This is a genomic window from Granulosicoccus sp. 3-233 (genome assembly GCF_052681095.1).
The window spans coordinates 821720-842060 of the sequence record NZ_JBQYLE010000002.1 but is presented as its reverse complement, the minus strand read 5'-3'; the positions used below and the strand labels follow the sequence as shown (position 1 = coordinate 842060).

Genomic DNA, 20341 nt, shown 5'->3' with positions numbered 1-20341 from the left:
CTCCGACAGCGCGGCGTTCAAACCGTACCGGTGCCTAGGAATACTGAAGCCTCTGCGGCACCATCGCCTGAGGTCTGTTTGCCAATGAAGTCATTCCCAGCTGTGCCATGCCGATGCTGACTTCATCGGAGAAGATGTCCCACATTGTCTCCAGACCCCGCTGCCCATCTGCTGCCAGTGAATACAGCATGGAGCGCCCCAACAGCACGAAATCGGCCCCCATGGCATAGGCCGTCAACACGTCCTCGCCCGAACGAATGCCTGAATCGAAGAACAGGGGAAATTCCGGACCCAGCGCCGTGCGAATGTCCCTCAGAGCCAGAATCGGTAACGGAGCGCTGTCCAGCTGCCGCCCACCATGGCTCGATACCTGTATGGCGTCCACGCCTGCGGCCTTCAGTCGAACGGCATCAGCCACATTCAGAACCCCCTTCACCACCAGATTGCCTTTCCATTGCTGGCGGATCCGGTCCAGATCATTCCAATCGGCTCTTGCTCGCGTTTCAGTCCGGTCGAAATTGCCGTGCTTGCCGCCGAAGTTGGCCATCTCGGGACGGCCATGGGCAAGTGTTGACAATGACCAGGTCGGGTGCAAGGCAAAGTCGATGAATTGCGGCACACCGATCCGGAAAGGCATCTTGAAGCCACGCCTGAGTTCACGCGGTCGTCGTCCCACCTCGGCCACGTCCAGCGTCACGACCAGTGTCCGGTAGCCGGCTGACTGTGCACGGTCGATCAGCTTGTTGACAACCGATCCGTCTCCACTGAAATAGAACTGGAACCAGGCGTGGCCTTCGGCCACTTCAATCATTGTCTCCAATGGCGTCGAGGCAACAGTCGAGACCCCAACCGGCGACTGGAAACGCGCCGCCTGACGAGCCAGCATGAGGTCCGCTCCCGGCAGTGCCAGGTTGCACATGCCCATCGGACTGACGCCGAAGGGTCGACGAGACTCGTGGTCGAATACCGGCACGTCGAGCGAACGATGCTCGACATTGACCAGCACGGCGGGTTGCAGGCGAATATCCTGCATCACCTGACGGTTCTGCAATTCACCGCGCCCTTCACCTGCCGCGCCATCCATGTAGTCGAAAACCATGCGTGGCAGACGCCGTTTCGCAAGCTGGCGCGCATCTTCACACGAATGAATCTGCCTGGAAAACATCAAGACACTTGCTCCTGTATCATTTCCGTCCGCATGGTCCGACCCGATGCCCCTCCTAGGACTGAACCGCTTTCATGAAGCGGCTGCGTATTTCCACAGGGTCCATGGTGATGACAGGAATCTTGATGTTGCCGGACTCGCATTTGGACACGATGATGGTCATCCGGTTACTCGCCAGCGCGCCCTCAAGGACCTCCCGGGTCTCTTCAGCCTGACATTCGATGACGTTTTCGCAGCCACAGGCTCGTGCGACATCGGTCAGGGAAGTCTTCTTGCCCGCATAGGTGGGCTGATCGCCTGTCGAACCGTAACTGCCATTGTCGATGATCAGCAGTATGAAGTTGTCGGCCACGTTGTTCGCGATGGTTGGCAAGGTACCGAAGTTGGTCAGCACGGATCCGTCTCCATCGATGGAAATCACCTTCTTGTCCTGCGCCAGGGCCAGGCCCAATCCGATGGAAGACGACAGTCCCATGGTACCGAGCATGTAGAAATTGCTTGGCTGGTCGTCGATCGAATGCAACTCCTGACTGGGCAGACCGATATTGCACACCACCAGGTGTTCGGAGATGACCGGCGCGATATCACGCAATATTTCAGAACGAATCATGATCAGTACCCCTTCCAGAAAGTGGCGTCGGTCAGAATGGCGACCGGTTTGTTGCACATGAAAGTATGCTTGAGGATGGCGTCCAGTTCGTCGGCATCCTCCTCCTTGTGAAAATGGTATGTAGGGATGTGCAACTGGTTCAACAGGGCCTTGGTATGCACGGCCATTTCCACCTGACAGGCAACCGGTTCGCCCAGCTCACCGCGGTAGCTGATGATCATCGGCAGAGGCATTCTGTAATACTGGGTCAGAGTGACCAGTGTATTGATGGTGACACCGATGGCCGTGTTCTGCATGATGATGGCAGGACGTTTCCCGCCCATGAACGCACCTGCACACAACCCCATGCCCTCGTCTTCCTTGTTGGAGGGAATATGGTAGATGTCGTCACTGGCCTCGATGGCTTCGATAACACCGGCCAGCTGCTTGCAGGGTACGGTAGTTACAAAGTTGACGTTGTTGGCGACCAGATCAGACACGATTTTTTCGCTTACTGACACTTGGAATACTCCTTCAGTCTTGGTATGAGGGTTGCGAATACGGCCCGGCCGGAGAATGGAAAACCGATCAGTCACCGGTCGAGGCCGTTCGCGGATGAATTCGGTTCCGGCTCAAAGCTCCAGTTCGAATTCTTCGTCAGGAAAATACTTCTTGAGACGGACGTCTGCCGAACGGGCATGACCTTCCATCCCTTCCAATCTTGAAATACGTGCAGTAGCACCGGCGACCGGTTTCGACCCGTCACGCGTGGCCTGCTGCCAGGTCACGATCTTCATGTACTTGTGAACCGACAGGCCACCAGTGTACTTCGCGGACTGCGATGTGGGTAGAACGTGATTGGTACCAGATGCCTTGTCACCGAATGACACCGTGGTTTCCTCTCCCAGGAACAATGACCCGTAACATTGCAGACGTTCAAGCCACCAGGGCAGGTCCTCGGCTTGCACCGTCAGATGCTCCGGTGCATATTCATCGGAGGTTGCTGCCATCTCTTCCCGGTCTGCACAGACAATCACCTCGGCATAATCTCGCCAGGCGGCCTCGGCACTGAGTCGATTGGTCTCGGGCAGATCGGCAATCAGATCAGGCACGATCTGCATCACTTTCTCGGCCAGGGCCTCATCGGAGGTCACCAGCCAGACCGGGGAGTTGTAACCGTGTTCGGCCTGACTCACCAGATCGGTGGCGACAATGAAGGGATCTGCCGAGCTGTCTGCCAGAACAAGGCTGTCTGTCGGACCGGCAACCATGTCGATACCGACTCGGCCAAACAGGATACGCTTGGCCTCCGCCACGAACTGATTGCCCGGCCCGACCAGAATGTCGGCCCTGGGCAGGCCGAACAGACCGAAGGTCATGGCAGCAACCCCCTGCACCCCCCCCATGGCCAGTATCCTGTCGGCACCACACAGATTGGCAGCAAAGACGATCGCCGGTGCAATACCTTCACCGGCCCGCGGCGGCGAACACGCCACGATGTGTTTGCAACCCGCCACCTTGGCAGTGGTGACCGTCATGATGGCACTGGCAATATGACTGTAGCGCCCTCCCGGCACATAGCAGCCGACAGCCTGACAGGGAATGGTCTTCTGGCCCAGCGTGAAGCCCGGCACCACTTCCAGTTCGACATTCTGCATCGTGCTCTTCTGCACTTCGGCAAAACGTCGAACATTATCGTGCGCGAAGGCAATGTCATCCTTGAGCTTCTGCGGTACCGCCTCACAGGCCGCTGCAATCTCTTCTTCCGTGAGCAGTATGTTGCCCTCGTAGCCATCGAACTTTTCGGCATAGCGCATGGCTGCCGCATCACCACCGGCTTCGATGTCCGAGAGAATGTTCTGCACGGTCGCACGCACATCAGTGGCATCAGTCGTCGCGGTTTTCGCGGCCTTTTTCAGATATTTTCTGGTCATTGTTCAGTCCTAGCCGTAGATATCGCCTAACAGAAAGGTGGAAACCGATGGTATGTAGGCAATCAGCAATACCACCAGCAGCATGAAGAAGACAAAGGGCACTGCCCGGGCAGCAATCTTCAGAATCGACTCACCGGTAAGCCCGGACACCACAAACAGGTTCAGTCCCAGTGGCGGCGTGATGAAGCCAACCCCCAGTGAGGTGATCATCATGATGCAGAACTGAATCTCGTTCATGCCGATCTCATCGGCAAGCGGTTTGAGAATCGGTGCCAGAATCACGATATTGGGCGTGGTCTCCATGACACAGCCGGCCGCAATCAGGATGAAGATCATCAGCAGAATCAGCAGGTAGGGATTATCGGTCAGCGTTGTCACCGCGAACACGAATCCCTGTGGCACTCCCATCGCGGCCAGTGTCTGAGCCAGAGGCAGAGAGAACGCGATGATCGGCAGAATGACGCCATTGACCTTTGCCGAACCGAGCAGCATCGATGGAAAATCGGACAGCCTCAAGGTGCCAAGCACGAAGCCCATGATGATCGTGACGGTGACAGCTGTCGCCCCTGCCTCGGTCGGCGTCAGACGGCCCGAGAATATGCCGTAGAAAATGATGCCCGGTACCAGAAACGCATACCAGCCTCCCTTGAGCGCCTGCACCAGGTTGGATGACCATTCGCCCAGGCTCATCATGCCGCCACCTTCATAGGCATATCGCCTGTTCATGACGATATTGGTGACGAGTATGGAGAGCAACACGAGAATGCCGGGGATCAGCGCCGCCTGAAACAAGGTGGACGCCGAAATGCCCAACACCAGACCGATGACGATATAGGCAATCGATGGTGGAATCAGAATACCGGTACAGGCACCTGCCGCCACCAGTGCACAGGCATAGGGGCGAGGATAGCCGCTTTCCACCAGACGATTGATGGTCATGCGTCCAACGGCGGCAGCACCGGCGGCATCAGAGCCGGATATGGCGGAGAACATGCCACAGACCAGCACGGTTGCCGAACCGAAGCCACCCTTGGCCCAGCAGGTCAGCGCTTCCGCTACATCCATGAACTTGCGGCTGAGACCGGTTCGAACCAGTGCATCACCGGTCAGGATGAATAGCGGAATGGCGGTCAATGCGAAGGCGTCGATACCGTCGAACAGCGATTCTCCCAGCAATGACAGCGGTAGAACATCCGATAATACCAGCATGGCCACCGCGCAGGCACCAATGGCGGCCCAGACGGGTATTCCCAGTGCACAGAAGAGGACGAACACCAATACCGGGCCATAGAAGGACCAGCCCAGTTCGACCGCTTGATCTTGTAGATTCTGCCAGAGCATGTCGTCGCCTCAATCAAACATCTTGTTGCCTTCGAACACGGGTCTTCCTGCCAGAAGGTCCCCGATGTCGCGGCGCATGGATTGCAATAGTCGAAAGATGACCAGACTGAAGCCGACCGGTACAGCCATCAGGAACCAGACCTTGGAAATGCGCAGACCGTGTGTCACCGATCCGTACTTCCAGCTCACACTCACGGTCTCGAAAGACCAGTAGAGCGCCAGGCAGCCGATGACCAGCATGACGATGTCACCGAAGATGTAGAGCAGCGCCTTGGTACGAGGTCCGACATAGTGATACAGCACATCGATACGAATATGTGCCCGCTCCTTGACTGCCGCGGCAGCCCCTATCCACGCCAGATAGATGAACGAATAACGCACGATTTCCTCACCCCAGATGGACGAGTACGAAAACACTTCACGACGAACCACTTCGATGGTCATCGTCGATACCAGCAATGTGTAGAAGACAAGCAGTGCCCAGCGCTCGGCATTGTCGTCAAGCTCACGCAGAAAACGTCTCATGATGACCCTCGATCTGTCTGCAAAGCGTCGGAGTTGCAGATTGCAACCCGACTCCGTACCGGAGACGAGTCTCCGGCCCCTTCGCTATCCGTGCAGATCAGGCGTCGTGAACGTAATAGCGACCCATCGTGTCTGCAGCCTCTTCCAGCTGACTGAATACATCCATCGAGCCCGCCAGGTCCGACTTGTATTGATCCCATTCGCTGCGCTGGTAACCACCGGCTTCCTTCCAGACGGCCAGCTGGTCTTCGGTCAAGGAATGAAATTCGACACCGGCCCGGGTGAGTTCCGACATGGCGTAGGCCCTTGCTGCGGGAACCTTGGCAAGGTTCTGCTGAGTGGTGACTTCAGCGGCAAACTCGATGGCGGCCTGCACATCCTCGGGCAGCGAATTGAACCATTCCAGATTGCAGGAAAACACCTGACTGTCAGGCACCGCCTGAGTGAAGGTCACATGACTCAGAATGTCCTTGAAGCCGAAGACGAACAACGCACCCACAGAAGGATCGAGTGCATCGGCCACTCCCTGCTTGATGGCGGACGGCGTCTCACCCCAGGCCACCGGTGTCGGATTGGCCCCCACCAGGCGATAGTATTGTTGCAGCATCTGCGAACCGGGCACCCTGAACTTCACACCTTCCAGATCCGAAGGTGACAAGACGGGTCCGGGTCCACCCTTGCGCAAGGCAACCACTCGTGGGTCGATGACGACATAGAACAGGATCTTGAATCCTCTCTCCTCCACCTTGGGATGAATCTGCTGTTTCCAGGCGTCCGAACCGACAAGATTGGTAAAACGCTGGTTGGCACCACAGAAATAGGGCAGATTGATCAAGTCAATGGCTGGGGCGAAAGGTGCAAAGTTTGCCAGGGAATGCTGTGCCGCCTGGACAGTTCCACCCTGCACCTTCTGCACAAGCGCATCGCCCGTACCCAACTGCCCACCGGGAGCCAGCTTGACGTAGACCTTCCCGTTGGTGGCGTTCTGAATGTTCTCCTTCAGGTCAAGCTGCATGATCGGGTAGCTGCGCGAGGCTCCCAGGACATAGGCTGTCGCGATGAGCATGGTGTGCTCGGCTTCGGACTCACGCAACTTTTCTTCCTTTGCCGTTTGCGCCACGACTTCATCGGACGATAGCATGCCGGCGGCCCCGACCAGCATGGCAGCCGTAAAGGCACCTGAGCCGGTGAGCTTGAGGAAGTTTCGTCTCTCCAGAGAAGCGCGTTCGTTCTCGTTTTTCATGATGGGCATCCAGGTCTACTCCAGGGGTTCTGCAATGTCGTCATTCCCGGAAACGGCCCTTTCCCGGCGCTCCAGTTCAACGATTGCAACGGTGAAAAACACGCTCGCCAGACCGAGCGTGACAACGGCCGCTACGTCCGACAGGAACGCGGCTCTAAAGTATGCACCAGCTACTACATCGGCCATATAAACACTGAAAAAACAAGCGGTTAAAAACAACATCAATCCACTATTCTTCAACTGCCTTCTCCGGTGCACGACGAGGGACAGCCAGTCAGATATCCATCATCTGTCTGGGCTTGACACCGAGTGTAAGCGCTTACATCATTTTTTACAACTACTCTTTACATCTATGACATGCTTGCCATGATCCAGCCACCACCGGATGCAGAGGCACGTATTCCGTAGCCAGACTCCAAGCCCCAGCGATTCATGAAAAAGCTCGTCAGTCCCACCATTGAAGATGTCGCTCGCGCAGCCGGGGTATCGACTGCCACCATATCGCGATCGATCAACAACCCCGAGAAAGTGGCGCAGTCAACCCTGACACGCATCCAGAACGTCATACGGGAACTGGGTTACACGCCGCATTCCGGCGGCCGCACTCTGGCCTCCAATCGCAGCAATACCGTCGGGGCCATCATTCCCACCATGGCCAATGCCATGTTTGCCAGTGGCCTGCAATCCTTTCAGGAAGAGCTATCCACCGCCGGTGTGACCTTGCTGGTAGCCAGTTCGGGCTATGACGGTCGGCATGAATTCAGTCAGATCCAGTCTCTGATCACGCACGGTGCCGACGGGCTCCTGCTGATCGGAGCCGAGCGTCTACCGGAAACCCGGGAATTTCTGAGGCTGCGGCAGATACCCTGCGTCATCTCCTGGTGCTACAAACCGGACTCGCCTCTTCTGTTCGCAGGTTTCAGCAATCACAAGGCAGCCTACGCCATGGCCGTCGAAGTGCTGAAACAGGGCCACAGGAACATCGCGATGATTGCCGGCATCTCGCAAGGAAACGATCGTGCCGCCAACCGCATCAAGGGAGTCACGCAAGCCATCAGGGACTACGGCCAGGGCGCCAGGCTGCTCGACGTCGTCGAGGCACGCTATGCGCAGAATGAGGGCGGTGATGCCTTCGAGCGCTTGATGAGCCGTGCCGATGCACCCACTGCCATCATCTGCGGCAACGATGTGCTGGCTGCCGGCGCCATTGTGCGTGCCAGAAAAGCCGGAGTTGGCATACCCGATGATGTCTCGATAACCGGGTTCGACGATATCGATCTTGCCACCACCGTTCACCCCGCACTGACCACCGTGCGCGTACCACAGAGACGGATGGGACGCTCGGCCGCAAGGCTGTTGCTGGAATTGCTGACGACCGATCACCGCCCCGAGAGTATCGAATTCGAAACGGAGATCATGCATCGCGAGTCTCTTGGCCCACCCCGGCGATGATCGCTGTTGTCATTCGTACCTGGCCGCTGGTTTTATCCTTCCCGCGCAATGCAGGGGCAATGGCATGCTCCCGCAGCCAAGGGCGACGTCTGATCGTGGATTCAAGTCTCATTGAGGTTATGCTGACACCACAGCAAGATTCGAAGATGAAATCATGACAGCCAGGCACGAGTTGCTGCATCGCGCGATACGCATCGCAACGACAGCGCATGATGGGCAGAACCGCAAGTACGTGGAAGTCCCTTACATCGCCCACCCACTGTCCGTGATGATGCGCGTCCGCGCCGTGTCGAACAACGAGGACATGCTGGCAGCTGCCATCTTGCATGATGTACTTGAAGACGGGCCTGACCCTGTCCGTGCAGAGCAGGAGATCCTGCAGCAATGCGGCCAGACAGTCACTTCGCTGGTGCGAGAACTGACAGACCAGTACACCAGGGAGAATTACCCGTCTCTGAACCGAGCAGAGCGCAAGGCCGCAGAGCGCCTGACCTGGAAACACAAATCGGCGGAGGCCAAGACCATCAAACTCGCAGACCTGATCGACAACACCGAGCACATCTGCGAGACGGACAATGACTTCTTCAGAATCTATCTGCAGGAAAAACGCGAATTGCTGAGTGCGCTCCAGTCGGGTGATGAGAGGCTCTACAGACAGGCCGAGTCCATACTGCAAGTCAATCCCCGCCCAATGGACAGTTTTCCCACCTATACGGAATAGCAGTAACGCCCCAAACTCCTGTCTTTCGCGCCAATACACGACTTTCGTCAGTTGCCACAGCATTGTCTTGACGCCTCCCGGATAGCAGCATGTTCTTCAACGGGTGCACTCGACTTGCATTTGCACTGCCGAGTGCGTACTCCCGTTGACAGCAGTGACACACCACCCCTAGGGGTGTATTCGGATGTCACGCCTGATTGACATGAAGGAGAAGGAATATGGCTACCATCAGCAATGTGAGATTATCGATCGAGGATTCCGGCAGACGCAGAAGTCGCGTGACCGTGACCTACAGGATCTGTTTTTCCAGCTGTGAAGCGATGGCAAACAGCGTCTTTCACGAGCGAGTGACGCTCAGAGGTGATGACCCGGTATGGGACGATCACCTGATCACACTGCGCAACACCTGCGTCAGAGCCACCAATGGCTGCATCGAGCGAACGCTCACCAGAGACATCGCCAACAGCGTTCTGGATGAAGACCCGGACACCATCATTCTCGGCTGGGTCATCGGCAACAAGGATGAGGTCTATGCCCGGGTGAGGCTGGAACCGTTCAATCCATCAGCCAGTCGCGGTGATTCGAACAATGTCTCCGCGCATTTCGGACCTGCGGGCAACTAGTGAAAACCCACGGCTGAAGATCAATGGCCACCCTTCGTGCACAGGCTCCCTCCAGGCGAGACGCATTCTGGGTTGCAGCATCCCGGAATCCGGCTTGCGAACCCGGAATGCCCTCGCTCTGGTCGGCAGACCTGCCCGCACGAAGGACTGGCCTTGATCCCCGAATCGGCTCCGGAGATACGCCAGGGCCTCGCGAACAAATACTCGATCTTCCGTATTGCAATTCTTGTTACCACCCAGTAGGGTAATAACAGCTCTCATGCCGCCTGTTCACAAAACTACAAGAGAGCAGTCATTCCACTACAGGAGAACTTGCATGAAGAACCATCGCTGGGCACTCACGTTGCTCGCCAGCGCGAGCCTGACTCTGGGTAGTGCTGTCATGGCAGGACCGAATACGGTCTCAGGTCCGGGTCACGATCCGGAGTGCTTTGCTCCCTGGTCGGAGGACATCGGCTACTTTCAATGGGACAAGCGTGAAGGTCCTCACAAGATCGCTGTGGTCAACGGTTTTGTCGGCAATACCTGGCGCATACAAATGATTCAGACAGCCAAGGCCTTCGTGGAACAGCCCGAGATTGCCTCGCAGATCGAAGAGTTCAAGGCCGTTTCCACCGGAACCGATGTCGCTGCCCAGTTGGGGGCAATCGAGGACTTCATCAATCAGGGCTTCGACGCCATCGTCACCATTGCGGTATCGCCAGAGGGTTTTGACCGGGTGATTCGTCTGGCAGATCGAAATGATGTGGTTATCGTGCCCTTTGACAACGTACTGGATACCAAGAAGGTCATGCAGGTCAATGAGGACCAGTTGCAGATGGGCAGAATGTATGCCGACTGGCTGATCGAGCAACTGGGCGACAAGAAAGACGGAAAGATACTCGAAGTCCGTGGATTGCAGGGCAATTCAGTCGACAGGGATCGCCACACCGGCTTTCTGGAAGTGCTGGAACCCGCCGGCAACTGGGACGTCGTTGAGGTTGTTGGCAACTGGGATGACGGCACTGCCCAGAAGGTCACGGCCGATGCCATTGCAGTACACAGTGAATTCGCCGGCGTTGTCGTGCAAGGGGGTACAACCGGTGCTGTACGCGCCCTGCTGGACGCGGGACATCCACTGGTACCGATTGCGGGCGAATCCGAAAACGGCTTCCGAAAACTGCTGGCCGAGCATGGCCCCGATGGTCTGCATGGCATCTCCATCGGGCAATCACCCGGCATGGTGGCCATCGCCATCAAGGCGGCGCTGGCCGCGCTGGATGGCAACGTCATGCCTCAGCTGATCTCGGTACCGATTCCCTACGCGACCTATGACCAGATGGAAGCAGGCGTCAATTACTGGCCCGACCTGACGGACAACTTCTTCACGGTCAACGAATTTCCACCCTGTGATGTGAATATCACCGCGCGGGAAATCATGTCGAAAGACGCGGAATAAGAGACACCCGAGCTCTCCGCCACTTCCGGATTCCTGCACGCTCCCCGTCGAGCGTGCAAGGATTCGCCACCTGCTTGTCCCCAGCACACACATGAACACACCTGACGAGCAGCGCTCGACTGCGCCTCATCTCACCCTGCAAGGCATCACCAAACGCTACGGTGGTGTCACTGCTCTGGATTCTGTCGATTTTTCCTGCAATCTGGGTTCCATCCATGCTGTGCTTGGTGAAAACGGTGCCGGCAAGTCAACGCTGATCAAGATCATGTCCGGCGTTGTCACGGCGGATGAAGGCAGTTTGACACTGGCAGGCAGCGAAAGACACTTTCGCGGACCCGCCGACGCGAACGCAGCGGGTGTTGTGTGCATCTTTCAGGAACTCTCGCTGATCCCCGATCTGAGCGTTGCAGACAACATCTGCATCAGCAACCCTCCTCGCCGATTCGGCCTGATCGACAACAGGGAGCAGATCCGACGTGCCGAACAGGTGCTGGCCCGCATTCACTGCGAAGACGTCAACCCTCGCTCGCGTGTCCGGGACCTGCCCCTGTCGCGTCGCCAGATGGTGGAAATCGCCAAGGCATTGTCCCGCGACCCCAGCGTTCTCATCCTTGACGAGGCCACCTCCGCACTGACCGCGGCCGATGTCGACAACGTCCTGTCACTGTTGGGAACGCTGCGTGATGAAGGGCTGGCCATACTCACCATTTCCCACCGCATGCACGAGATAGAGGCCGTTGCCGACAAGTGTTCCGTGTTTCGCAATGGTCGACATATAGAGACATTCAACGAAGGCGAGCACAGCCCGCAGAACATCGTACAGATGATGATCGGACGGGAAATATCCGCGCACTTTCCCGCCAAACGCCAGTATGTACACGACGGCAATGCACTGGAGATTGACAATCTGAGCTGGGAGGGTCGCCTCAAGGACATCAGGCTGAGTGTCGGCAAAGGTGAAATCGTCGGCCTCGGCGGTCTCGATGGTCAGGGACAGAAGGAGCTTCTGCTAGGCCTTTTCGGTGTATTGAAGAAACTGCATGGCAATGTACGCATCGATGGCAAGCCAGTCAGGATTCGCTCGCCGCTCGACGCAAAACAGGCCGGTATCAACATGGCATTGATTCCCGAAGACAGAAAAACCGAGGGCTTGCTGTTGCCCATGTCCATCGAGGACAATCTGGCACTGGCGTCTCTGCAGAGCCTCACCCATGGCCTGTTTGTCGACAAGGCCGCCTTGAGCGCGGCCATCGATGCCGGCATTGCTCGCATGCAGATCAAGGCTGGCTCAGCTGACGATGCCGTATCCACCCTGTCGGGAGGCAATCAGCAGAAAGTGGTCATCGCAAAGTGGTTGATGACCAACCCCAGGCTGGTATTGCTGAATGACCCGACCCGGGGAATCGATGTTGGCACCAAGCAGGAGATCTACCGACTACTGCGGCAATTGGCCGAACAGGGTGTCTCCATTCTCATGTACACCACCGATTACGAAGAACTGATCGGCTGCTGTGATCGAGTGGCCGTCATGTACGACGGCCGGATAGTCCGGGAATTGCAGGGAACATCCATCAATGAACACAACATCATTGCCAGCTCGCTGAACATGGAGGAGGAACTGGTATGAGCACGGGGTCAGCACGACACGGGGCGATGGCGAACCTGAAGATATACCTGCTGCGCAACGCCGCACTGATCACCGTCATCGTGGTCTTCCTGGCATTCTATGCCTTCTACAATGCCAATCATCCGCGCGGCTTCTCGACAGCGGTCTACATACAGAACGCCAATGAGGTCTTCGCGCTGGCCATGGTTGCCATGGCACAGACCATTCCTGTCCTGATGGGCGGTCTGGATCTGTCCGTGGGCGCCATCATGACACTGGTGAACTGCCTGGCCAGCCACCTGCTCAATGGCAGTCCACTGCAGATGGCCTTCGGCATGCTCCTGTGCCTGCTTGCCGGACTGGCCTGCGGATTTCTCAATGGTTGCGTCGTGGTCTACGGCCGTATCCAGCCCATCATTGCAACTCTGGCAACCGGTGCCATCTTCATGGGTATCGCCCTGTTCCTGCGCCCCACCCCGGGCGGCGATGTCGATGGTGATCTGGCATGGGCACTTACCAATGACCTCTATGAAATAGCCGCCACCTACGGATTTGCCGAGAACGGCGAAGCCGCCTGGTTCACACCGATTGCCTGGGTTCCGGTGCCACTGGTGCTCCTGCTGGCCGCGGCCCTGCTGATCTGGCTACCCTTTGCCCGATCCGTGACCGGTCGCAGCGTGTACGCCATCGGTTCGGCCGAGGGTGCCGCCTACATGTCAGGCCTGTCGATAGATCGCGCCAAGATAGCAGCCTTCACACTGGGTGGCTTCTTTGCCGGACTAGGCGGCTTGTACCTGACCCTGCAAACCTCATCCGGCAATGCGGACATTCCTCAGGCCGGGGCCTATACGCTCAACTCCATTGCCGCCGTTGTCATCGGCGGAACCTCGTTGCTGGGCGGCGTCGGTTCGGCCATCGGCTCCATCTTTGGGGCACTGGTGCTGAGAACCATATCCTTCAACTTTCGCATATTCGAAATAGATCCCTTGCTGCAACCCCTGTTCGAAGGCGTGGTACTGCTGGCCGCCGTCAGCCTGGGTGCACTCGCCGTCATCCGGGTCAAGAACACACTCGAACTCTTCCGCTGAGCCACTCCGAACCCTGTGAACATGAATTCACCCAGAAAGCGATTGCTCACTCTTTCGGCCGATGACAAGCCGATTATCTACGCGGGCCTGTTCGTCATACTGATTCTCGCCGTCGGTACGGTCTATACCTTGAGCACACAAGGTACGGCCACCTTGTTGTCACCCACCTACCTGTTGCAACAATTGCAGGTCGGATCGTTTCTGGGCGTGGTGGCCGCCGGCATGATGCTCGTCATACTCCTGGGGCATATCGACTTGTCCGTACCCTGGACCATTGCGGCGGCTGCGATGATGGCAACCACCGTCGGTGGCCCGGCAGCCATACCGGTCGGTCTGGGCGTCGGTTTGCTGGTAGGCCTCGTCAATGGATTCGGCGTGGCCTATCTGAGAATACCCAGCATGATCTTCACTCTGGGTGTCAATGCCGTATTGCGGGGGCTGATGGTAGCGCACACCGGGGGCTTTGCTCCGCAAACCGCGGCAACGCCATTGATGCAATACCTGGCAGTCCACAAGATCGCCGGGGTGCCCGTGGCACTCCTCGTCTGGGCCGTGGTGTCCATCGCCATCATGTTGCTGCTCAACCGCACCTCTCTGGGACGCTACATCTTCGCCATCGGCAACAAGGAAGCAGCCGCCTATCTTGCCGGTGTGGCAACCAGGCGCGTCATCATCATCGCGTTCTGCCTGTGCGGCATGCTGTCCGGACTGGCAGGTACGCTACTGGCCGGCTACTCCACCAAAGCCTATCAGGGAATGGGAGACGCCTATCTGCTACCCGCCATTGCCGCCGTGGTCATCGGTGGCACCCATATTCTCGGTGGCAGAGGACGCTATGTCGGTACCCTGCTCGGCGTGATCCTGATCGTGCTGCTCAATTCGGTACTGTCCATCATGCAGATGCCTGAAGCCGGTCGTCAGGTCATCTACGGCAGCGTCATCATTTTCATGCTGCTGGTCTATGGACGCGGCAACAAGGTCACTCAATAGGAGTTGTTCAACATGTACAGTGAAGATTTCGTCATTCTCGACAAGCGCTTCGAACGCTATGTGATGCCCAATGTTCACAAGGAAACACTGTATACCGGCACCCGCTGGGCGGAAGGCCCAGCCTATTTCCCGGCCGGCAAATACCTGATCTGGTCCGACATCCCCAACGACCGACTGCTGAGATTCGACGAAACCGACAATTCGGTTTCCGTGTTTCGCGCTCCCTGCCGCAACCAGAACGGCCATACCGTCGATCGAGAAGGACGCCTGATTGCCTGCGAACATCAAGGCCGGCAAGTCAGCCGCATGGAGATCGATGGCAGCGAGACCATTCTCGCTTCACATCATGCAGGCAAGCGCCTAAATTCACCCAACGATGTCGTGGTGAAATCGGATGGCAGCATCTGGTTCACCGACCCCACCTATGGCATCGATGGGCATTATGAAGGCGACAAGGCCGACAGTGAGCTTGGCGGGTCCTTCGTGTTCAGGCTCGACCCTGACTCCAACACCCTGACGGCCATGGTGACCGATTTCGTGCAACCCAATGGGCTGGCGTTCTCTCCCGATGAGTCGCTACTGTACATTGCCGACACGGGCGCAACCCATGTCGAAAACGGTCCTCGGCATATCCGCGTCTTCGATGTCGGTGCCGATAACAGTCTGAGCAATGACCGCGTTTTCGCCAGCTGCACGGAGGGTCTGTTTGATGGTTTTCGTCTCGACACTGACGGTAATCTCTGGACATCAGCGGCCGACGGCGTGCATTGCTACACACCGGAAGGAGATCTGATCGGCAAGATTCTGACTGGCGAGGTAGTCGCCAATGTCGAATTCGGTGGCATCAAGCGCAACCGCCTGTTCATCTGCGCCACTCGCACACTGCAATGCGTGTATCTGAACACACAGGGTGCCTTGCGCCCCTGACACCCTGTGCCTGATCAGATCCAGGCCCGACTGCAGAGCATGGTGTTGTCCCAGCCCGCGACAGACGGCTTATTCGCGGGCCACGAGTCTCAGCGTCTGCTGCAGTTGCGGTGCCTGCTCGGGCGCCGCCGTGATCCAGTGCGCGATGCCGACGCCATCATCGATTTCGGCAAGATTCGCCTCCGGGTCGATCAGCTCTGTGGTGGCTCGACCATTCAGTGACACCAGGGAATCGGCGAAAACACTGACCGGACCGTCGCCGCGCGCATTGTATTCGTCGCGGATATGATGAGCCAGTTGCAGTATCAGATCCGGTTGACCGGCCATTTCCCGATACTGCTGTTCAGTCAGATACTCGCCCGGTGTCACGATCCGGGTCTCGCCATCGACAGCGACAACACGGTATTGCAAGGATCCGGATTTTTCTCGCAACATGACCTTCCAGGAAAAACGCATGCCTTGCTCGTTCCATAAAACGGTCCCCGGATAAAGCCAGTGCCTCAGCGGCATGAAGAACTGAAACAGGCAGAAAGCGGTAATAGCCAGCGTTGGCAGCGTTGGCAGCGTTGGCAGCGTTCTCGAATGATAGCTGGATGGGCCAGATGCCTCCTGACTCACCTCCACTGAGCTGGCAGGGGTGACAGGCGGCACAGGGCGCCACCCCATCAAGGATGCCAGACGGCTGCCAATGGCATGCATGTCACTTAGTCTGTGCCGGGGCCATGACGGATCAAGAAACAAGGCAGCGGCCAGTACCATGATCAAGGGGAACAGGCCGATATTGAAGAACAGATGGGTAAACAGGTGAAAAACCAGCACAACCATGAAGGCAGGAATACGCGTTTTGCGCATCAGCAGAAATGCCACGATGGTCGTGTCGAATGCAAAGGCGAACCATGAAAAGAGAAAATGCACCCAGGGAAGCTCCAACAGCGGTCCCAGAACGGGCATGCCCCCCAATGGCGGCAACCAGATATTGAGCGGTTGGGCATGCAGCAGCCAGTCGGCTTCGAATTTTGCAAGTCCAGCGTAGAAATACAACAATGCCACCTGATATCTGAGCCACCACAACTGCCAGGCCGGCAGCTGGCGACGATACAGGGCCGGCTTTCGCCAGACATCCACCGACCAGGCGCGATGAGGCGACAGAAGGCACAGGATCAGCGCCAGCAGGCTGACAAAGTAATAATGATTCAGGTAGTAGGTGACATCCATCAGTTCTGCGTAACTGAACAGGCAGAAGAAGCTGACGATGGCTATCCGATAGAAGGCACCAATGGCAACCAGAGCTGCGCTCAGGGCAATAGCTGAATACAGCAGGTACAAGCCTTCGGCACCGGGCACCTGAACCCATTCGAACCCCCAGTACTTGAAATGGAACTCAGGCTGAACGTAGAGACTCTCGATCCAGCCGTTGCTTATGAAGCGCAGCGTACCACCGCACATCAAGACACCGAAGAGTATGCGAAATACCGCCAGAGCTGCAATGTCTACGGGCTGAGTCAGGCACTGCGAAGCGGTGGAGCAACGCCTGGCGATGGCACTACCATCAGCCTTGACGGCAAGCCACCGGCCGGAAATACTGCTAGTCATTGTCACCGGCAGTACTGGCAGGTGTTGCCAGAGACAGTGCAGCGACTATCGAACCACGGAAGGTATCCATCGCAGTTTTCAGATAGCCATGCAAGGCACAGGCTGCAGGTGAATCCTCATTCGGGTTGGCAGTTCCGTTGATGCAGGCCTCAGCACTGGGTATGGCTGCAACGGACTCGTCAAACCCGGTATCCATGGCGTCCAGATGAGCGATGACGGCAAGCAGTTCATCGGTGATTTCCGTAGCCAGATCTTCCCGGCCAATGCCACTGAGCAAGTCATTCAGTCCACGGCCACCATCCACCCCCTGAAAACTGCCCAGGAATACCTGTACATTGGCTCTGATATTGTCGCCTGACAGGCCTGACAGGCTCGACTCCAAACGCTCGGGGCAACTGATCGTCGTGCATTCTTCCAATCCGGATGCGCCGATACCCGTTGGACTCGCAATCTTGAGATCCTTGGTTTGCTTGTCGACATAGAACAAGGCCACCGACAAGGCATTCAGCGCATTCTGTGGAAGGATGTAGAATTCGCTGCCGTCACCGGCCGTGTTCCACTGACCGAGAAAATCACCACCTTCGGGCTCCCAACGTTGCTGCAGATCATTGGCGGCATCACGAATTGCCACTGCAGCGCTGGCCGCATAGCTGGCTCGCTGGCTGACCGTCGCAGCAGTGCCCAGTGAACAGGGATCTGCCTCTTCGTTGTACAACAGGAATTCCAGTGCGCCCAGTCCCGTGGTATTCACTGCAGAACCATCGTTGACGGTAAGGTCGTTGCGGGCCAGTTCCTCGATGGTGCAGGTGCTGAGCAAGGGGTAGGAATAGATGTCTGCACGCAGATCAGCGCCCCCCCTTGTACCGTCAAGTCCGGTGGATGCACCAGCTGGACCAACTTGCAAGGGTTCCAGATATTGCCAGCTCAGCATGGCATCACGCCAGGCGGCTTGCGCATCGATACGCAGCACCGCATCGTCCGGCGATTGTGCATGTTCAATGACTGCCTGGTTCAGTGCATCAGCCTTCAGTGAAAAGTCTCGAAGAGCGGGCATGATGATGTTGTTGCCGATATCGCTCAGCACCAGACGGCGAACGTCATCACCGACCAGATCGGTTGCGGGGCCACCATCACCATCACTGCAGGCAACCAGCAGAGCACTGCTCAAGACAAGGGACAAAAGAGGCAGGAAACGAAGCTGGCTGTTGATCGTCATGACAGTTGACAAGAAGTGTGGACCGAACCGGTTTACACCAGCGGCGTGAGAATGAAGGAAACGTACGGAAAAACGCGCGATTGCCGAAACCGACAATCGCGCGCGTACTACTGTCGTTCAGATGGTTCAGTTCGACGTATCGAAAACAACAAGTCGTGCACCATTTTCATCTTCGTTGGTGGAGACGGCTACTCTGGACGCATCCGCATTGCTGGCAACAGCATAGAATTGTGAGGCAATGCTGTCATGACCCAGCTCGATGATTCCGTCATCATCCACGCTGGTATCCAGCTGTCCGTCGGTACCCACTACATAGACGGCAGCAGTGCCGCCAAAGCGGCCAACCTGCACCGTACGATCGTCAGCCAGTATCGTCATGTGACGACCGCGCTCCTCGTAGGACTCCCTGCCTTCTTCTCCTTCACTCTGGAACGCCTGATTGCCGTCAATTCCCCAGGAGGTGTCAAGCGCAGTGCCATTCACTCGGAAGGACACGACATCCTGTTGCACCGCACTCAGGAAACCGAGTGTGGATGGAATGTCCTCTCCGGTAGCCCGTCCGTAGCCGGTAGTGACATAGCTGCCATCGCTCTGTCGCGAAGCAGCATAGGCTTCGGCAAATCCACCATCCACACGAAACGGATTGAATACTGCAACTCCCGGCTGCGCGGCAAGACCAAGTTCGGTCCCGGTGCTTTCCGGCACGATGAAGTTGCCGAAGTTGCTGTCCAGTGTACCGTCTGCATTGAGCTTGAACAGGATGACGTGATTGGCGAAGCCATCACCCAGATTGGTATAGCCCACGCTGAGCATGGATCCGTCAGATTCGACCAGACCACGACGGCCATTGTCGTTGAAATCGGCCGTGCTGTGATACGCGAAAGCCTGACCACCGTTGAAGGCATTATCCGGTGTGCCATCGGCTGCATTGAGGCGCATGACGAATCGATCCCGATCGATACGGCCGGAATCTGCCTTTGCGGCGCCATAGCCGAACAAGACGACCCGCTCACCACCGCCGGAGCTGTCCAGCAGCAGATCAAAGGCAGTGTCTTCCGGAGCATCTTCGCCAGCATAGGCTGCGTTGTCGGCATTGGCCCAACCGAAGACCACTTCCACCTTGCCCTGCTCATCACCCCAGCCTGGCGATACCACCTGCGTTCCCGTGTTGTCGAATCGGAGCAGATAAACGGATTGTCCACCGTCTTCATCAACGGCATTGACGGAGACCAGAACGTCACCATTGCTCAGTTCGACCACGCCCAGTGAAGCCTCTTCACGACCAGCAGCGACATCCACGCTGGCAATACCGGCGTCACCGAAGGTGGTGTCCAGCGTGCCGTCGGCATTGAAACGAGCGAGCACGGTCGTCTTCAATGCATCCTCGACGCCTGCGTAGCCTGAGGCATACAGCTTGCCATCCGCGGCAAAGACCAATCCGCGCAGGTCGTTGGCACGATCGGTGTCGATATCGACAATGCTGCTGAACGCAGCGTCATCATTATCGGTGCTGTCTCCACCTGTGTTGTCCGGCGTTCCCGAGTTGTCATCAGCCGGTTGGTCATTGTCGTCGTCCGAGCTGCAGGCAGCCAGCTGCATGCCGCTGAGCAGCATGACCAGCAAGGTCAATCGCCGAATCTTCATGAATTCTTTCTCCTTGGGTTTCAGGTGAGAGCGCTGACAAGGGTTGCCAACGCTGGAAGGCTGCACTCTACATCATTCAATAAGGGTGATGTTAATAATAATGTAAATGCTAATCATTACTGTTTGAAAACGCAACAAGGGATAGCAAGATCGCTTGATGGATGCGCCTCAACCGGCTCGAATCTCGGGATCCAGCGCAGGTACCGATCCAACTGGTGACGGGTTGATCAGCCTCCTTTCAACGCA

The 20341-nt window shown here is 57.1% G+C and carries 19 protein-coding genes; 8 read left to right on the top strand and 11 right to left on the bottom strand.

Going from position 1 to position 20341, the window contains the following annotated elements:
• Positions 1 to 34: 34 nt before the first annotated feature.
• From ACUNV4_RS08500 to ACUNV4_RS08465, 8 genes are all read right to left on the bottom strand, one after another.
• Complete coding sequence (locus ACUNV4_RS08500; RefSeq protein ID WP_430878301.1) at positions 35 to 1165, bottom strand: alpha-hydroxy acid oxidase; 1131 nt, start codon at positions 1163 to 1165, stop codon at positions 35 to 37.
• 55 nt (positions 1166 to 1220) lie between these two features.
• Positions 1221 to 1775 carry a sulfopyruvate decarboxylase subunit beta gene (gene comE / locus ACUNV4_RS08495; protein ID WP_430878081.1) on the bottom strand — a complete coding sequence of 185 codons (555 nt, stop codon included), beginning with the start codon at positions 1773 to 1775 and terminating at the stop codon, positions 1221 to 1223.
• A 2-nt stretch (positions 1776 to 1777) separates the two neighbouring features.
• A complete protein-coding gene (gene comD, locus ACUNV4_RS08490; protein ID WP_430878080.1) occupies positions 1778 to 2275 on the bottom strand; it encodes a sulfopyruvate decarboxylase subunit alpha in 498 nt (165 codons plus the stop codon).
• A 111-nt stretch (positions 2276 to 2386) separates the two neighbouring features.
• A complete protein-coding gene (gene hisD, locus ACUNV4_RS08485; RefSeq protein WP_430878079.1) occupies positions 2387 to 3688 on the bottom strand; it encodes a histidinol dehydrogenase in 1302 nt (433 codons plus the stop codon).
• A 9-nt stretch (positions 3689 to 3697) separates the two neighbouring features.
• Positions 3698 to 5029, bottom strand: a complete 1332-nt coding sequence (locus ACUNV4_RS08480) for a TRAP transporter large permease (protein ID WP_430878078.1) — start codon at positions 5027 to 5029, stop codon at positions 3698 to 3700.
• A 9-nt stretch (positions 5030 to 5038) separates the two neighbouring features.
• Complete coding sequence (locus tag ACUNV4_RS08475; RefSeq protein ID WP_430878077.1) at positions 5039 to 5554, bottom strand: TRAP transporter small permease; 516 nt, start codon at positions 5552 to 5554, stop codon at positions 5039 to 5041.
• A 97-nt stretch (positions 5555 to 5651) separates the two neighbouring features.
• Positions 5652 to 6797, bottom strand: coding sequence for a TRAP transporter substrate-binding protein (locus ACUNV4_RS08470; protein WP_430878076.1), 1146 nt, complete (start codon positions 6795 to 6797; stop codon positions 5652 to 5654).
• 15 nt (positions 6798 to 6812) lie between these two features.
• Positions 6813 to 7037, bottom strand: coding sequence for a hypothetical protein (locus tag ACUNV4_RS08465; RefSeq protein WP_430878075.1), 225 nt, complete (start codon positions 7035 to 7037; stop codon positions 6813 to 6815).
• A 192-nt stretch (positions 7038 to 7229) separates the two neighbouring features.
• Between ACUNV4_RS08465 and ACUNV4_RS08460 the strand changes: the two genes are divergently transcribed.
• The 8 genes from ACUNV4_RS08460 (at position 7230) to ACUNV4_RS08425 (ending at position 15642) form a co-directional block, all read left to right on the top strand.
• Positions 7230 to 8249 (top strand): LacI family DNA-binding transcriptional regulator, encoded by a 1020-nt coding sequence (locus ACUNV4_RS08460; protein ID WP_430878074.1) that lies wholly within the window; start codon positions 7230 to 7232, stop codon positions 8247 to 8249.
• Positions 8250 to 8403: 154 nt separating this feature from the next.
• Positions 8404 to 8970 carry an HD domain-containing protein gene (locus ACUNV4_RS08455; RefSeq protein ID WP_430878073.1) on the top strand — a complete coding sequence of 189 codons (567 nt, stop codon included), beginning with the start codon at positions 8404 to 8406 and terminating at the stop codon, positions 8968 to 8970.
• A gap of 218 nt (positions 8971 to 9188) precedes the next feature.
• Positions 9189 to 9593 carry a hypothetical protein gene (locus tag ACUNV4_RS08450; RefSeq protein ID WP_430878072.1) on the top strand — a complete coding sequence of 135 codons (405 nt, stop codon included), beginning with the start codon at positions 9189 to 9191 and terminating at the stop codon, positions 9591 to 9593.
• A gap of 316 nt (positions 9594 to 9909) precedes the next feature.
• Positions 9910 to 11031: a sugar ABC transporter substrate-binding protein gene (locus tag ACUNV4_RS08445; RefSeq protein WP_430878071.1), complete on the top strand. Its 1122-nt coding sequence runs from the start codon at positions 9910 to 9912 to the stop codon at positions 11029 to 11031.
• A gap of 91 nt (positions 11032 to 11122) precedes the next feature.
• Positions 11123 to 12658: a sugar ABC transporter ATP-binding protein gene (locus tag ACUNV4_RS08440; RefSeq protein ID WP_430878070.1), complete on the top strand. Its 1536-nt coding sequence runs from the start codon at positions 11123 to 11125 to the stop codon at positions 12656 to 12658.
• Positions 12655 to 13725, top strand: a complete 1071-nt coding sequence (locus ACUNV4_RS08435; protein WP_430878069.1) for an ABC transporter permease — start codon at positions 12655 to 12657, stop codon at positions 13723 to 13725. Before ACUNV4_RS08440 ends, ACUNV4_RS08435 begins: the two co-directional genes overlap by 4 nt.
• Before the next feature lie 21 nt (positions 13726 to 13746).
• Positions 13747 to 14715, top strand: a complete 969-nt coding sequence (locus ACUNV4_RS08430) for an ABC transporter permease (protein WP_430878068.1) — start codon at positions 13747 to 13749, stop codon at positions 14713 to 14715.
• Between the two features lie 12 nt (positions 14716 to 14727).
• On the top strand, positions 14728 to 15642 hold the full coding sequence (locus ACUNV4_RS08425) for an SMP-30/gluconolactonase/LRE family protein (RefSeq protein WP_430878067.1): 915 nt from the start codon (positions 14728 to 14730) through the stop codon (positions 15640 to 15642).
• A 69-nt stretch (positions 15643 to 15711) separates the two neighbouring features.
• Here the strand turns inward: ACUNV4_RS08425 and ACUNV4_RS08420 are convergent, their stop codons facing one another.
• From ACUNV4_RS08420 to ACUNV4_RS08410, 3 genes are all read right to left on the bottom strand, one after another.
• A complete protein-coding gene (locus ACUNV4_RS08420; RefSeq protein ID WP_430878066.1) occupies positions 15712 to 17235 on the bottom strand; it encodes an HTTM domain-containing protein in 1524 nt (507 codons plus the stop codon).
• A complete protein-coding gene (locus tag ACUNV4_RS08415; RefSeq protein ID WP_430878065.1) occupies positions 17228 to 18403 on the bottom strand; it encodes an imelysin family protein in 1176 nt (391 codons plus the stop codon). Before ACUNV4_RS08415 ends, ACUNV4_RS08420 begins: the two co-directional genes overlap by 8 nt.
• A 174-nt stretch (positions 18404 to 18577) precedes the next feature.
• Positions 18578 to 20095, bottom strand: a complete 1518-nt coding sequence (locus tag ACUNV4_RS08410) for a delta-60 repeat domain-containing protein (protein ID WP_430878064.1) — start codon at positions 20093 to 20095, stop codon at positions 18578 to 18580.
• Positions 20096 to 20341 lie beyond the last annotated feature (246 nt).

Excerpts from the sequence above, each read along its gene's own strand:
- ACUNV4_RS08430 (WP_430878068.1), top strand. The coding sequence starts at position 13,747 with ATGAATTCACCCAGAAAGCGATTGCTCACTCTTTCGGCCGATGACAAG.
- ACUNV4_RS08450 (WP_430878072.1), top strand. The coding sequence starts at position 9,189 with ATGGCTACCATCAGCAATGTGAGATTATCGATCGAGGATTCCGGCAGA.
- comE (WP_430878081.1), bottom strand. The coding sequence starts at position 1,775 with ATGATTCGTTCTGAAATATTGCGTGATATCGCGCCGGTCATCTCCGAA.
- ACUNV4_RS08420 (WP_430878066.1), bottom strand. The coding sequence starts at position 17,235 with ATGACTAGCAGTATTTCCGGCCGGTGGCTTGCCGTCAAGGCTGATGGT.
- ACUNV4_RS08475 (WP_430878077.1), bottom strand. The coding sequence starts at position 5,554 with ATGAGACGTTTTCTGCGTGAGCTTGACGACAATGCCGAGCGCTGGGCA.
- ACUNV4_RS08440 (WP_430878070.1), top strand. The coding sequence starts at position 11,123 with ATGAACACACCTGACGAGCAGCGCTCGACTGCGCCTCATCTCACCCTG.
- ACUNV4_RS08435 (WP_430878069.1), top strand. The coding sequence starts at position 12,655 with ATGAGCACGGGGTCAGCACGACACGGGGCGATGGCGAACCTGAAGATA.
- hisD (WP_430878079.1), bottom strand. The coding sequence starts at position 3,688 with ATGACCAGAAAATATCTGAAAAAGGCCGCGAAAACCGCGACGACTGAT.
- ACUNV4_RS08460 (WP_430878074.1), top strand. The coding sequence starts at position 7,230 with ATGAAAAAGCTCGTCAGTCCCACCATTGAAGATGTCGCTCGCGCAGCC.
- ACUNV4_RS08425 (WP_430878067.1), top strand. The coding sequence starts at position 14,728 with ATGTACAGTGAAGATTTCGTCATTCTCGACAAGCGCTTCGAACGCTAT.
- ACUNV4_RS08480 (WP_430878078.1), bottom strand. The coding sequence starts at position 5,029 with ATGCTCTGGCAGAATCTACAAGATCAAGCGGTCGAACTGGGCTGGTCC.
- ACUNV4_RS08500 (WP_430878301.1), bottom strand. The coding sequence starts at position 1,165 with ATGTTTTCCAGGCAGATTCATTCGTGTGAAGATGCGCGCCAGCTTGCG.
- ACUNV4_RS08410 (WP_430878064.1), bottom strand. The coding sequence starts at position 20,095 with ATGAAGATTCGGCGATTGACCTTGCTGGTCATGCTGCTCAGCGGCATG.
- ACUNV4_RS08445 (WP_430878071.1), top strand. The coding sequence starts at position 9,910 with ATGAAGAACCATCGCTGGGCACTCACGTTGCTCGCCAGCGCGAGCCTG.
- ACUNV4_RS08455 (WP_430878073.1), top strand. The coding sequence starts at position 8,404 with ATGACAGCCAGGCACGAGTTGCTGCATCGCGCGATACGCATCGCAACG.
- ACUNV4_RS08470 (WP_430878076.1), bottom strand. The coding sequence starts at position 6,797 with ATGAAAAACGAGAACGAACGCGCTTCTCTGGAGAGACGAAACTTCCTC.